Origin of the sequence: Citrobacter sp. RHBSTW-00671, from assembly GCF_014103415.1 — a bacterium.
Taxonomy (GTDB): domain Bacteria; phylum Pseudomonadota; class Gammaproteobacteria; order Enterobacterales; family Enterobacteriaceae; genus Citrobacter.
In genome coordinates this window covers 1,885,723-1,898,938 of the sequence record NZ_JABXPR010000001.1, presented here as the reverse complement: position 1 = coordinate 1,898,938, position 13,216 = coordinate 1,885,723, and the positions used below count along the sequence as shown (strand labels likewise).

10 protein-coding genes are annotated in these 13,216 nt (G+C 53.7%); 9 read left to right on the top strand and 1 reads right to left on the bottom strand.

The features are described 5' to 3' along the window. Positions 1 to 54: 54 nt before the first annotated feature. From HV261_RS09015 to csiE, 6 genes are all read left to right on the top strand, one after another. Entirely contained in the window at positions 55 to 1,563 is a 1,509-nt protein-coding gene (locus HV261_RS09015; protein ID WP_202038051.1) for a sugar ABC transporter ATP-binding protein, read from the top strand. Continuing rightward, positions 1,556 to 2,545: an ABC transporter permease gene (locus HV261_RS09010; RefSeq protein WP_202038050.1), complete on the top strand. Its 990-nt coding sequence runs from the start codon at positions 1,556 to 1,558 to the stop codon at positions 2,543 to 2,545. The genes HV261_RS09015 and HV261_RS09010 overlap by 8 nt, the downstream gene beginning before the upstream one ends. A gap of 1 nt (position 2,546) precedes the next feature. Then, positions 2,547 to 3,500, top strand: coding sequence for an ABC transporter permease (locus HV261_RS09005; protein ID WP_202038049.1), 954 nt, complete (start codon positions 2,547 to 2,549; stop codon positions 3,498 to 3,500). Positions 3,501 to 3,517: 17 nt separating this feature from the next. After that, positions 3,518 to 5,155 (top strand): FGGY-family carbohydrate kinase, encoded by a 1,638-nt coding sequence (locus tag HV261_RS09000; protein ID WP_202038048.1) that lies wholly within the window; start codon positions 3,518 to 3,520, stop codon positions 5,153 to 5,155. Further along, positions 5,152 to 5,754, top strand: coding sequence for an SIS domain-containing protein (locus HV261_RS08995; RefSeq protein WP_202038047.1), 603 nt, complete (start codon positions 5,152 to 5,154; stop codon positions 5,752 to 5,754). The genes HV261_RS09000 and HV261_RS08995 overlap by 4 nt, the downstream gene beginning before the upstream one ends. 650 nt (positions 5,755 to 6,404) lie before the next feature. After that, positions 6,405 to 7,682 (top strand): stationary phase inducible protein CsiE, encoded by a 1,278-nt coding sequence (csiE, locus tag HV261_RS08990; protein ID WP_202038046.1) that lies wholly within the window; start codon positions 6,405 to 6,407, stop codon positions 7,680 to 7,682. On the opposite strand, the gene HV261_RS08985 is transcribed toward csiE, so the two are convergent. Beyond that, on the bottom strand, positions 7,677 to 8,825 hold the full coding sequence (locus HV261_RS08985) for a 3-phenylpropionate MFS transporter (protein ID WP_202038045.1): 1,149 nt from the start codon (positions 8,823 to 8,825) through the stop codon (positions 7,677 to 7,679). The genes csiE and HV261_RS08985 overlap by 6 nt on opposite strands. A 494-nt stretch (positions 8,826 to 9,319) precedes the next feature. Here HV261_RS08985 and HV261_RS08980 point away from each other — a divergent pair, with 494 nt between their 5' ends. The 3 genes from HV261_RS08980 (at position 9,320) to HV261_RS08970 (ending at position 13,205) form a co-directional block, all read left to right on the top strand. After that, positions 9,320 to 9,883: a fimbrial protein gene (locus tag HV261_RS08980; RefSeq protein ID WP_202038044.1), complete on the top strand. Its 564-nt coding sequence runs from the start codon at positions 9,320 to 9,322 to the stop codon at positions 9,881 to 9,883. An 80-nt stretch (positions 9,884 to 9,963) separates the two neighbouring features. After that, positions 9,964 to 10,656 carry a fimbrial biogenesis chaperone gene (locus HV261_RS08975; protein WP_202038043.1) on the top strand — a complete coding sequence of 231 codons (693 nt, stop codon included), beginning with the start codon at positions 9,964 to 9,966 and terminating at the stop codon, positions 10,654 to 10,656. A gap of 53 nt (positions 10,657 to 10,709) precedes the next feature. Beyond that, entirely contained in the window at positions 10,710 to 13,205 is a 2,496-nt protein-coding gene (locus HV261_RS08970) for a fimbria/pilus outer membrane usher protein (protein WP_202039676.1), read from the top strand. Positions 13,206 to 13,216: the final 11 nt, after the last annotated feature.

The following is a 13,216-nucleotide window of genomic DNA, read 5'->3' as shown; positions in this document are numbered from 1 at the left end:
TATCTACCAAACTAACACTCAGCGTCCGCGAGGACGCTCGCAGGGGTATTGTCCATGACAGACACCACCGCATTTATCACTCTTGAGAATATCAGCAAACAATTCCCGGGCGTGCTGGCGCTGGATAAGGTGAATTTGACGCTGAAAAAAGGCGAAGTTCACTGTCTGGCGGGTCAAAACGGTTGTGGTAAAAGCACCATTATTAAAGTGATCTCCGGGGTCTATAGCCCTGAAAAAGGCGCACAAATTTTACTCGATGGTAAATTGTTCCATCACCTGACGCCGCAACTCTCTTCCCACTATGGTATTCAGGTTATTTATCAGGATTTGTCGTTGTTTCCCAATTTTAGCGTCGCGGAAAACATCGCGGTCAACCGTTATCTGCCCGGTGGCGATATCTGGGTACGGCGTGGCGCCATGAAACAGCAGGCGCTGGCGGCCATGAAGCGCATCGGTGTGAACATCGATCCCGATAAAAAAGTCGAAAAACTCTCGATTGCCGACCGACAGCTGGTCGCTATTTGCCGGGCAATCGCCGCCGATGCCCGACTGGTGATTATGGACGAACCCACCGCCTCTCTGACCCGCCAGGAGGTTAATGGCCTGCTGCGGGTAGTTAACGAACTGAAAGCAGCCGGGATTTGCGTGGTATTTGTCAGCCATCGTCTTGATGAGGTGATGGAAGTGGCGGACCGAATTAGCGTGATGCGCGACGGTAAACTGGTGGGCACTTACCCTGCCAGCGAACTCGACAGCCACGAACTGGCCTTCCTGATGACCGGACAACGCTTCCACTACAGCCCACTGCCCGAAAGGCCTGCCATTGAGCAGGAACCGCTGCTGGAGCTGCGCAATCTCAGCCGTCGGGGCAAATACCAGAACATTAATCTGTCGCTGCACGGCGGCGAGATAGTTTCCATTGTGGGTCTGCTGGGCGCCGGACGTACCGAGCTCTGTCTGAGCCTGTTTGGTATGACGCATCCTGAAAGTGGTGAAATCCGCATTAACGGCCAGCCGGTTACTCTGCGCAATAACCACGATGCCATCAAACACGGGATCGGCTATGTCTCAGAAGATCGCCTGACGCAGGGGCTTATCATGGAGCAGTCGATCTATGACAACACCATCGTCACGGTATTTGACCAACTGCACACCCGCAGCGGCCTGCTCGATCATCGCAAAGCGCAAAAGCTGGTCGCTGACCTGATCCGCGAGCTGAACATTAAAGTCTCCGATCCACATCTGCCGGTCAAAACCCTTTCCGGTGGTAATGCCCAGCGTATCGCCATTGCTAAATGGGTGGCAACCAATCCGCGCATCCTGATCCTCGACTCGCCTACTGTCGGCGTGGATATCGCTAACAAAGAGGGAATTTACCAGATCGCCCGCGATCTGGCGGAACAGGGGATGGCGGTGCTGATGATTTGCGATGAAATTCCGGAAGCGTATTACAACAGCCATCGCGTGCTGGTAATGCGCCGCGGCAAGCTGGTGGCGGAATTTAATCCTCATCAATGCCGTGAAGAGGAGATTGCTGAAGTGGTCGAGGTAATCAATGAATAAGATGCATCTGTCCCGTTTAATCGGGCAACATGAGTTCTGGCTGGGCCTGCTGGTTGTAGCCCTTGCCGTTGGGCTGAGCATCAGCACCGACGAGTTTCTGTCACTGGGGAACCTGACGGATGTGGCCACCAGCTACGCGATTCTTGGCATCCTTGCCTGCGGTCTGTTTGTAGTACTGATTTCTGGCGGGATCGACATCTCCTTCCCGGCGATGACCGCCATTGCCCAGTACGCGATGGCCAGTTGGGTGATCGGCCACGGCGGCAACTTCGCACTGGCGTTAATCATCGCGATTGCGGTAGGTCTGTTGCTTGGACTGATCAATGGCTTCCTGGTCTACTGGCTGCGCGTTCCGGCGATCATCATTACTATCGCCACGCTGAACGTTTATTACGGCCTGCTGGTTTACACCACTAAAGGCACCTGGCTGTATGGCTTCCCCGACTGGTTTATGAACGGTATTAACTGGTTCTCGTTCACCGCGGCGGATGGCTACGACTACGGTTTGACCCTGCCCCTGCTGTGCCTGGCTGCGGTGATCATCTTTACCGCCGTGCTGATGAACTATACCCGTCTTGGCCGTCAGGTTTACGCCATGGGCGGCAACCGCGACGCGGCCTCGCGCCTGGGACTGAATCTGCTGAAACTGCATTTCTACGTGTATGGCTATATGGGCATTCTGGCGGGCGTGGCCGCCGTGGTGCAGGCACAAATTACCCAGTCAGTAGCACCCAATTCGCTGCTCGGCTTTGAGTTGACGGTGCTGGCAGCGGTAGTGCTCGGGGGAACCAGTATGAGTGGTGGACGCGGTACGTTAACCGGAACCCTGCTCGGCGTGATCCTGCTGGCCTTCTTACAAAACGGCCTGACGCTGCTCAGCGTCTCCTCTTACTGGCATACCGTGTTCAGCGGCGCCATTATCCTGGTCAGCATCAGCGCCACGGCCTGGAACGAAAAACGCAAACTGGCAAGGGAGCTTTGAGATGAAAACAATCGCCAGATTTTTACCCGGTGATACCATCATTCGCCTGCAATGCGTCATTATTGTGGTCGTCGCGCTGGTCTTCTCGGCCCTGCTCGGCAGCCGTTTTTTCAGCGTCGCTAACTTCCAGTCCATCGGTTCGCAGTTGCCGATCCTCGGCATGCTGGCCCTGGGGATGGGCATGACCATGCTGACCGGCGGCATTAACCTGTCGATAATTGCCGGGGCAAACGCCTGCTCGCTGGTGATGGCGGCGATTATCGTCACCCATCCGGATAACCCGCTGTTTCTGGTGCTGGCGCTGCTGGCAGGCGCTGCCGTCGCGGTTGCCATTGGTACCCTGAACGGCGCGCTGATCGCCTGGGTCGGTGTCTCGCCTATTCTCGCCACGCTCGGCACCATGACGCTTATCTCCGGGCTGAATATTCTGCTGTCTAACGGGACGGTCATCTCCGGCTTCCCGACGGCGATTCAATATCTTGGCAACGCAACGATTGCCGGCATTCCGGTGGCGCTGCTGCTCTTTTTCCTCGTGGCAATCCTGCTGTGGGTGCTGCTGGAGCACACCACGCTTGGGCGCAGTCTGTATCTCGTCGGTTCCAATGAGCAGGCTACCCGCTACAGCGGCGTGAATACCCTACGGGTGCAAATTTCCGTGTACGTCATTTCGGCACTGCTCGGCTGGGTCGCCGCCATTCTGATGATGGCGAAATTCAACTCGGCGAAAGCCGGATACGGCGAATCCTACCTGCTGGTCACCATCCTTGCCTCCGTCCTCGGCGGCATCAACCCGGATGGCGGTTTCGGGCGCATTATCGGCCTGGTGCTGGCACTTATCGTGCTGCAAATGCTGGAAAGCGGCCTTAACTTGCTGGGGGTCAGCAGCTATCTGACGATGGCGCTGTGGGGCGCGGTGCTGATCCTCTTTATCGCATTACAGAATCGTAAAGCCTGATTTCAGGAGAAAAAATTATGGCAAGTTACTTTATTGGTGTGGATGTCGGAACCGGCAGCGCCCGTGCTGGCGTGTTTGATCTCAACGGCAGAATGGTCGGTCAGGCCAGTCGGGCCATCGAGATTTACCGCCCGCAGGCCGATTTTGTTGAGCAGTCTTCCGATAACATCTGGCAGGCGGTGTGCAACGCGGTTCGCGATGCCATCAACCAATCGGATATCAACCCGATTCAGGTGAAAGGGTTAGGCTTTGACGCGACCTGTTCGCTGGTAGTGCTGGATAAAGAGGGTAACCCCCTGACTATCAGCCCCTCCGGACGTAGCGAACAGAATATTATTGTGTGGATGGACCACCGCGCCATTACCCAGGCCGACCGCATCAACGCCCTGCATCATCGGGTGCTGGACTACGTCGGCGGCATTATTTCTCCGGAAATGCAGACGCCAAAACTGCTGTGGCTGAAACAGCATATGCCCAATACCTGGGCCAATGCGGGTTACTACTTTGATTTGCCAGACTTCCTCACCTGGCGTGCGACCGGAGACGACACGCGATCGCTGTGCTCAACGGTCTGCAAATGGACCTATATGGGCCATGAAGACAAATGGGATGCCAGCTACTTCCGCCAGATCGGGCTGGAAGATTTACTGGAGCACGATGCTGCCAAAATTGGCCGCTACGTAAAAACCATGGGTGAACCGCTCGGTCATGGGCTGTCAGCACGCGCCGCCAGCGAAATGGGGCTGATTCCGGGGACGGCAGTCAGCGTATCGATCATCGATGCGCACGCCGGTACGCTCGGCACACTCGGCGCCTGCGGCGTTTCCGGCGAAGTGGCGGATTTCGACCGTCGTGTCGCACTGATTGGCGGTACCTCCACTGGCCATATGGCCATTTCCAAAGAGCCGCGTTTTATCAGCGGCATCTGGGGTCCTTACTACTCAGCGGTGCTGCCGGAATACTGGCTCAACGAAGGCGGGCAGTCGGCTACCGGGGCGTTAATCGACCACGTTATTCAGTCGCATCCGTGCTATGAAACACTACTGGCACAGGCGAAATCCCAGGGACAAACCATTTACGAAGTGCTGAATGCACTGCTGCGTAAAATGGCCGGTGAGCCGGAAGATATCGCGTTCCTGACCCGCGACATGCATATCCTGCCCTATTTCCACGGCAACCGCTCACCGCGCGCCAACCCAACGCTCACAGGGGCAATCACCGGGCTGAAGCTATCCCGCACGCCAGAAGACATGGCGTTGCAGTATCTGGCGACTATCCAGGCCATTGCCCTGGGGACACGTCATATTATCGAGACGATGAATCAAAGTGGTTACACCATCGATACCATTATGGCCAGTGGCGGCGGAACAAAGAACCCGATCTTCGTTCAGGAACATGCCAACGCCACGGGTTGCGCAATGTTACTGCCAGAAGAGAGCGAAGCTATGCTGCTGGGTGGCGCGATGATGGGCACCATCGCGGCAGGTGTTTTTGACACCCTCCCGGAAGCGATGTCGGCGATGAGTCGGATTGGTAAAACGGTTACCCCGCAAACAAATCGCATTAAGCAGTACTACGATCGCAAATATCGGGTATTCCACGAGATGTATCAGGATCATATGAAATACCGCCAGTTGATGCAGGAGGACGCATGAGCGACTCCTGGTCTCAGGCCACCGGCGTATTTCAGCTCTATAGCGATGCCCTGGCGCGTCTGGGGCAGCATCTGACTGAACCTGTCTGGCAGTTGTTGATGGCGGAGCTGCGCGGTTGCCGGGGGAAAATCGTCGTCACTGGCGTCGGCACTTCCGGCATTGCCGCGCGTAAAGTGGCGCATATGCTTGCCTGCGTGGAGCGTCCGGCGATTTACCTCAATGCCACCGACGCCGCACATGGCGATCTGGGTTTTTTACGCGCCGACGATCTGGTCATCATGCTGTCACGCGGAGGTAATTCGGATGAACTCACCCGGCTACTGCCCGGACTGGCAGCGAGAAATGTGCCCATCCTGAGCATCACTGAAAACGCCGATTCAGCCATAGCTAAAGCATCGAGACTGGTGATTTCCACCGGAGTCCAGCGCGAAGCCGATCCGCTAAACATGCTGGCGACCACCTCAATAATGCTGGTACTGGCAATCTTTGACGCCGCCTGCGCCTGCCTGATGAGCGAAAGCAGCTACTCAAAAGAGACGTTGTTGTCTGTACATCCCGGCGGTGATGTGGGGTTAACGCTGAGCCGCGGGCAGACGTGATGGAGAACATGTAATTCCGGCTCAGGGTTCCGTTCACCTCAGCGCTCTGACTTTCAGCTATATCCTTTTTGCTGTTCAAACATGTTCAAATAAAAATACAGGTGGTCGGGCGTGGCGGGTCCGGCTGAAAATTGCCGACGTGTTTCCGTAAGGCCGGGAGAACCCGCAGGGATGCGGGTTCAGGGTGCGTGCGACAGGGATGTTGCATCGCGCCCGGCCCGGTAGCCTGGAGGAATAAGCGGAGGGAACCGCGGAGCGGCAATTTTCCCGCCGGGAGCCGGGATTGTTAAGGGTGCGGCGATAGCACCCTTAACACGTTCACCGGCGTTCAGGGTGCAGAAAAGCGATGAACATGAGGTGAACGGAACCCTTTCTCTGAGAAAGCATATTCATATGCTCAGCCAACATATGTTAATGCCGAAGCGTTAACAGGGCGTCATTGCGCAATCTGCCGATTTTTATATATCTAAACAAAAGATAAAACAGTGAAAAAGCGGATTAACGCGCTGCGTTCGACTACCGCTATCTGTTCCGCACGTTAAAAATTCTGTGACGCTCTCCAGCATTCCTGGCGGAAAGCATTCCATTCTCCATTTCAATAAGCAAACTTTAGCTATTCTTATCAAACATACTTACGGGAGATCCTACAGATGATGTCAACGCTTGCCCCGCCATCTGTACTATCCGCTCCCCAGCGCCGTTGTCAGGTGCTTCTGACGCTTTTCCTGCCAGGGCAAATTGCCACTGCGCAGACTTTCAGCACGCTGAACGGGGTCGATGATGCCACGGTTCGGGAAGATATTATCGGTGCCGGACTCGAAATCCAGCGCTATCACCGACTCGCCATTACCACCGCTCAGAATGGACATTATGCAATAGAGGGAACCCCGCTCAACCAGCGTCTGTGCCTGTTACAGTGGCTGCGCCGTGGCCTGCGGATTTGTCCAACGTTTATTGCCCAGCAGTTTACCCCGGCGTTAAAAATGGAACTTAAACAACGCGGTATTGCGCGGACGCTGTATGACGACACCAATCTGCATGCGCTGATCAACCTGTGTTCCCGACGCTTGCAGAAGCCGTTTGAGTGCCGTGATATCCAGTTCCTGCGGCTTTATTTACAGTACTGCCTGCTACAGCACCACGCAGGGATCACCCCGGAGTTTAATCCTCTGCAACAACGCTGGGCGCAAGCTTGTGCCGAATACCCACTCGCTGAGGAAATCGGCCGCCACTGGCAACGGCACGTTATGCAGCGTGCGCCACTGGGGGAATCGCTGTTTATGGCGCTGCTGTTTTCGATGATCCGCATCCCCGACCCGATTCGTGATAACCACCAGCAGGATCGTCGTTTGCGCCTTGAGATTGCCCGGCTGGTGCTGCGTTTTCGTGAATATGGCAACGTCCGCTTCAGCGATGAGCAGGGGCTAAATGACCAACTGTATGTACATCTGACTCAAGCGCTGAACCGCAGTCTGTTCGCCATTGGTATTGATAACACCCTGCCGGAAGAATTCAGTCGGCTGTATCCCCGGTTAGTACGCACCACGCGTGAAGCGTTACACGGATTCGAAGACGAATACGATGTGCGTTTTTCAGAGGAAGAGACCGGGCTGGTGGCCGTCATTTTCGGTGCCTGGCTGATGCAGGAAAAGGATTTACACGAGAAGCAGATAATCCTGCTGACCGGCAATAACGAACAACGTGAGGCACATATAGAGCAACAACTGCGGGAACTGACGCTGCTGCCGCTCAACGTAAAGCATATGCCCATGCAGGACTTTCAAAAAGAAGGTTCACCGCGTGGTGTGGCGCTGATTATTACGCCGTACACCACGCCGCTACCGCTGTTTTCACCGCCGTTGATTCATGCGGACCTGGCGCTTACGCAACATCAGCAGCAGCAGATCCGCAAAATCCTCGAATCATGATGCTGTCGGTTGCGCCACCACTTTTGGTCGCAGGACAATCGCGGGAAGCGCCACCAGCGCCATCACCCAGAATACGCCACTGCCCAGGTTTTGATACAGGTAGCCGGCGAACACGGTCATGATGGCGATACTCCCCCCCATCGCCACCGCGGAATAAACCGCCTGCAAACGAATGACTTCGCTGCCCTGTCGCGTCGCGATATAGCGCATCGCCGCCAGGTGACAGACGGTAAAGGTTCCGCAATGCAGGATCTGCACCACAATCAGCCACGGCAGTTCGGTACTCCAGCCCATCAATCCCCAACGCACCACGCCGCAAACGGCAGAGAGCAGCAGCAGATCGCGAGCGCTAAAGCGGCGGAATAGCTTGTGGCTGAGCGCAAAAATAATCACTTCCGCTACCACACCGAGCGACCATAAGTACCCTACCGCCGAGGCAGAATATCCAGCCGACTGCCAGTAGAGGGCACTAAAACCGTAATAGGCCGCATGAGCCCCTTGCAGCAAGCTTACGCAGGCGAGAAAACGCCAGCTTTGGGCTATCAACGTGCGCCAGGCCGGCCATCCTGCACTCTCCTGCTGACGGTTTTCACCCGCAGGCTGAACGCTCGGGCGGATCATCATCCCCAGCAGCATCGACGCGACCCCTAGCGACAACAGGACAAGGATCATCCGGTAATCAAACAGGCTCACCAGCTTGCCGGTCAGCGCGGAGCCGATCACAAAGGCCACAGACCCCCACAGGCGCACCCGGCCATAATCCATGGTTATTTGTTTCTGCCAGGTGTTGGCCAGCGCGTCGGTCAGCGGCACCAGCGGTGAGAAAAACAGGTTAAAGCCGACCATCACCACCATCAGCCACGCGACGTTAGTGCCCGCCCAGAAGGCCAGCGCAAACACCAACGTCAACAGGGCCAGAATACGTAAAGCAGAGATCAGGCGAGAGGGATCGCTCACGCGCGGCGCAATCAGCAAACTCCCCAGAAAACGAGCAATCAGCCCCGCGCCCAGCAGCACACCAATGGTTTCCGGCGTCAGCCCTAACCCTTTGAGCCAGACGCTCCAGAACGGCAGAAAAATACCGTAGCTAAAGAAATAGGTGAAATAACTGAGCGCCAGCCAGCGCGTGGAATGCAGAGCCATGGTTCCTCCCGTTTTAGAAGTCCTAGTTTAATGACTCATCCCACATTTTGAAGAGTACTACCGATCACATTTACTAGATAATTGTGACAAACATCACTTTTAATCAACACTGCCCGCCATAAACATCCGCAATCATTTACATCTGTATGATTTTGTAGCAAAAGACATAATGGAATGAAAAAAATCATGCAGGGAAGTAAATGGTTTTTTCGAAAAAAACACTCAACTGAATATCAAAAAATTTATTATCATTGCAACTATATAATTCAGCAGCCAATATTGTTGCTTACGATAATTTTATGTCATCATCAGATGAAAACCGATCAACTTACAATAACAGTTAATTTATTAAATTTTAATAAATACAATCTGAAAATTTCACTCCGTAATATGACTATCGGTGCATATCGAATACAATTCCCCCGCAATTAATTTTCGTTTTGTATTTTCAAAAATTTAATTGCCGATAGATTTATTCAATAAGAGGGAATTTAATGAACAAAATTGCAAAATCTATAGCAGCTAGCCTGTTAGCGCTTTCTGCGGGAAGCGCGTGGGCGACGAACGGTACCATTGAATTTACAGGCGCGATTTTAACCAGCACCTGTGAATTTGCCAACGGCGATACGATCAACGTCGAATTAGGCCACTACGCCGCCAACCAATTTAAAAGCATTGGCGATCGTTCTCCGGCTATTCCCGTCGATATTCCACTGAAAAACTGCCCAACAGCGCCGTGGAAACACCTTGATGGCACTACGGACAACTCATTCCAGATGTGGTTAGAAACGCGTAGCGGCGGTACCGTTGCTGGCTATGATGACCTGGCCGCCGTGGGCGGCCTGGACGTTCCTGCAACGGGTGTAGGTATTCGTATCGACAGAGCCAGCGACGGGAAACAAATATCGCTGAATAAGCTTACCGAACCGAAAATCAGCTTTACGCCTGAAGCCGACGGCACAACCACGGTAGGACTGCAGGCCTATTACGTTTCCACCGCTGCCATCACCCCTGGGGAAGCGAACGCCACTGTTGATGTCACCATCGATTATCGCTGATTGCCATCTACCATCTCTTTCCCTTCCTCTCATCGGTAGGGAAAGAGATGCTTTCTGACACCTGGTGAAGGATAACCGAGATGAAAAAAACCACAGCATTAGCTCTGACATTACTGCTGAGCTGCTGGTCCTGCCAAAATTTCGCTGGCGGAATTGTACTGGAAAGAACCCGCGTCATTTATGATGCAGGGAAGAAAGAAGCCGCGCTATCCGTGACTAATCGCAGCGAAAGTCTGCCCTATTTGCTGCAATCCTGGGTCGACAATGAACAAGGGACAGCCCGAGGCTCCTTTATCATGACGCCTCCGCTATTTCGCCTGGATGCAGGCAATAACTCATCACTAAGAATAATAAAGTCGTCTGATAATATAGCTAAAGACAAAGAATCACTATTCTTTATTAACGTACGCGCTATTCCTGCAACACAACAATCCGATAGCGTCGAAAATAATATGCTGACGCTGGTATTTAAAACCCGAATTAAGCTCTTCTACCGCCCGAGTAATCTGGTGGGAAAACCCTACGATGCCTATAAATCACTCGAATATAAATACAGCAATAATAGGTTAGATATCTATAACCCATCAGCTTATTACGTGGTCTTCGCGGGGTTGGCGCTGGATAAAACCGATCTGACCAACAAAATAGAGCGTATCGCACCTGGCGAGCATAAACAGTTGGCGGTACCGGGTTTAGCAGGAAAGACGGTGCAGTGGGCTGCAATAAACGACTACGGCGGAACCAGCCAGACGGAAACCAGGACGCTGCAATAAATCGCATCTTGTAGCCAACTTATGCCGATAGCTCTCAGGGAATGAAAAGCGATATGGTGCAATCAACGCCACATTTTTCAGATAGTAAACCACTCGCCTTCTGGCTGCGTTGCGCAATCGTCAGCGGATATCTGGTATCTGTCCATGCCAGAGCCGATGGCTTCTACTTTGACCCTACGCTTCTGGAAACAGAAAAAAGTGGTCAGTCGTCGGTCGATCTTTCCGTTTTCTCTCAGGAGAACTCGCAGCTCCCAGGAGAATATATTGTTGATATTTATATGAATAAAAAGAAAACTGTACAGCGGAAGATCCCATTTATTGCAGATAAAAATCACCAGTTAATTCCCCAGCTAACCCTTGAACAACTGCGCGAGCTGGGCATAAAAATTGAAAATTATCCACAGCTCGAAAAGCTGGATGACCTTACGACAATCGGCAACCTGGCGCAGGTCATTCCCGGCACCGTATCAGAGTTTGATATCAACCACGGCAGATTGTACCTAAGCGTGCCTCAAATAGCCCTGTACCGCGATGCTCGCGGTTACGTTGCGCCCTCTCGCTGGGATGATGGCATACCGGTTCTGTTCACCAACTACTCGTTTAGCGGCTCGCAAAATCAGTACGACGGAGATAGCAATCAGCGCCAGTATCTGAATATGCAAAACGGCGTCAACTTGGGTCCGTGGAGGCTACGTAACTACTCGACCTGGACACATAACGACAGTGATGCTCATTGGGATAGCATTAACAGCTGGCTACAACGAGATATTAAAAGCCTGAAATCACAGCTGGTGGTAGGCGAAAGCGCAACAGAAGGCACCGTGTTCTCAAGTTATCAGTTCACGGGAGCACGTCTCTTTTCCGACGAAACCATGCTGCCAAACAGCCAGCGTGGCTTTGCGCCAACGATTCGCGGTATTGCGCACTCCAGCGCTATCGTCACAATACAGCAAAACGGCTACACCCTGTATCAAAGCAACGTGCCGGCGGGAGCCTTTGAAATCAACGACCTCTACCCTTCCTCCTTCAGTGGCGATCTCGATGTCACGATTGAAGAAGCTGACGGTACGGTAAGGCACTTCGTCCAACCCTTCTCTGCGCTGCCGCAAATGCAAAGACCCGGATACCTTAAATACAGCGTCACTGCCGGGCGTTTTCGCGCCCCAACGTCGCAGGACAGCAACGAACCCGAATTTCTTGAAAGTACCGCCAGCTATGGCCTGAACAACGCCATCACGTTGTATGGTGGTTTGAATGCCTCGCAGGATTACCAGGCTTTAGCGCTGGGCCTTGGCTCAACGCTTGGCATACTCGGGGCCGTGTCGACAGATGTGAGCCATGCAGATACCCAGTTGAATACGGAGGGTCGTTATCATGGTTACAGCTGGCGTACGCAGTACATTAAAGATATCCCCGAAAGCGGCACCAGCGTGTCGCTAAGCTATTATCGCTATACCAGCAGTGGCTATTTCAACTTTTCCGACGCCAATCAGAAAGATATCCGCGCCGACGATCGCTTGCGCAGCGAGGTTCAATTTACGTTCAACCAGTCACTGCTGACAGGCATCTGCTTTTATGCTTCAGGCTCACAGCAAGAATACTGGGGCCGCGGGCAGCAGGATAAAAACCTGTCTATTGGCCTGAACGGTAACCTATGGGGAGTCAGCTATAACCTGAGCGGCCAGTTCACTGACTCGCAGGACCACGAAAACGATCGCACGCTATCGCTTAGCCTGAGTATACCGCTAGACCGCTGGCTATCCCATGCGCAGGCCACGTGGAGGGCCACCGATCAGCGCGATCGTCCCACTCAACACGAAGTGGGCATTAACGGCTCTCTGCTGGACGATGGCCGCCTGAGCTATAACCTGAAACAACGACAAAGCGAAGGGGGCGGCGACGAAAGCAGCAGCCTTTACGGCAGTTATCGTTCTGCTTTCGCTACCGTCAATGCTGGCTATGATTACAGCGCCGATAGCAAGCAACTGAGCTATGGTCTTTCCGGCGGTATTGTCGCCCACCGCCACGGCGTGACCCTTTCACAGCCTCTGGGCAACGCCTTTGCGCTGGTCGATGCCAACGGCGCTGCCGGTATCCGGGTGAAAAACTACCCCGGCATTGCCACCGACCATTTCGGCTATGCCGTGATTCCCTTCCTGACCGCTTACCAGGAAAACGCGATATCGGTAGATACTACGCAGATGCCGGATAACGTTGACGTAACCGAAACGGTGCGTACCGTTGTGCCTAATCGAGGAGCCGCCGTCACCGCCCAGTTCCTTGCCCGTACGGGTTACCGTGTACTGCTAAAACTCACCGATGTTCAGGGTCACCCACTCCCTTTTGGCGCCATCGCCAGCAGCCAGACCCAGCAAAGTATTGTTGATGAAGGCGGCGTGTTGTATATCAGCGGCGTGAACAATCAGCCGCAAACCTGGTCTGTGCGTTGGGGCAACCAACCCGATCAGCAGTGTCAGTTCACCTTTAGCCTGCCGGAAAGTGTCAGCCGTGGCACTTCAATACAAAATGGCAACGCACAATGTCGATAAGGAAGATGTGG

Bases quoted from the DNA above. Each gene is read 5' to 3' on its own strand.
- HV261_RS09015 (WP_202038051.1), top strand. From the start codon at position 55: ATGACAGACACCACCGCATTTATCACTCTTGAGAATATCAGCAAACAA.
- HV261_RS09010 (WP_202038050.1), top strand. From the start codon at position 1,556: ATGAATAAGATGCATCTGTCCCGTTTAATCGGGCAACATGAGTTCTGG.
- HV261_RS09005 (WP_202038049.1), top strand. From the start codon at position 2,547: ATGAAAACAATCGCCAGATTTTTACCCGGTGATACCATCATTCGCCTG.
- HV261_RS09000 (WP_202038048.1), top strand. From the start codon at position 3,518: ATGGCAAGTTACTTTATTGGTGTGGATGTCGGAACCGGCAGCGCCCGT.
- HV261_RS08995 (WP_202038047.1), top strand. From the start codon at position 5,152: ATGAGCGACTCCTGGTCTCAGGCCACCGGCGTATTTCAGCTCTATAGC.
- csiE (WP_202038046.1), top strand. From the start codon at position 6,405: ATGATGTCAACGCTTGCCCCGCCATCTGTACTATCCGCTCCCCAGCGC.
- HV261_RS08985 (WP_202038045.1), bottom strand. From the start codon at position 8,825: ATGGCTCTGCATTCCACGCGCTGGCTGGCGCTCAGTTATTTCACCTAT.
- HV261_RS08980 (WP_202038044.1), top strand. From the start codon at position 9,320: ATGAACAAAATTGCAAAATCTATAGCAGCTAGCCTGTTAGCGCTTTCT.
- HV261_RS08975 (WP_202038043.1), top strand. From the start codon at position 9,964: ATGAAAAAAACCACAGCATTAGCTCTGACATTACTGCTGAGCTGCTGG.
- HV261_RS08970 (WP_202039676.1), top strand. From the start codon at position 10,710: ATGGTGCAATCAACGCCACATTTTTCAGATAGTAAACCACTCGCCTTC.